This is a genomic window from Ferrovum myxofaciens (genome assembly GCF_000735045.1).
Classification (GTDB): Bacteria; Pseudomonadota; Gammaproteobacteria; order Burkholderiales; family Ferrovaceae; genus Ferrovum; species Ferrovum myxofaciens.
The window spans coordinates 1-253 of record NZ_JPOQ01000264.1 but is presented as its reverse complement, the minus strand read 5'-3'; the positions used below and the strand labels follow the sequence as shown (position 1 = coordinate 253).

The window sequence follows — 253 nt, the reverse complement described above, 5'->3', positions numbered from 1 at the left end:
TCGCATCAGGCGTTGTACCCGCTTGCGGTTGACGGTGTGGCCAAGCCCCTTGAGAAATATCACCATCTTGCGGCTGCCATAAAACGGATGCCGTGTGTACTCCTCGTCAATCAGACAATTCAACAGCAGGTCACTTTCGTCCACCATCTTCGGCTTCTGGTGGGCATAGACAGTGGCGCGGGATACCCCCACCAAAGCGCATTGCCCCACCACAGACACCCCATCACCGTGGTCAATCCACCCCTGCCGTATC

Annotated in this window: 1 protein-coding gene; it reads right to left on the bottom strand. The window is 56.9% G+C overall.

Annotation, left to right across the window (positions count from 1 at the left end):
• Window positions 1-253: IS3 family transposase (locus tag IV91_RS18110; RefSeq protein ID WP_031599280.1), on the bottom strand; the 253-nt coding region annotated here is incomplete at both ends.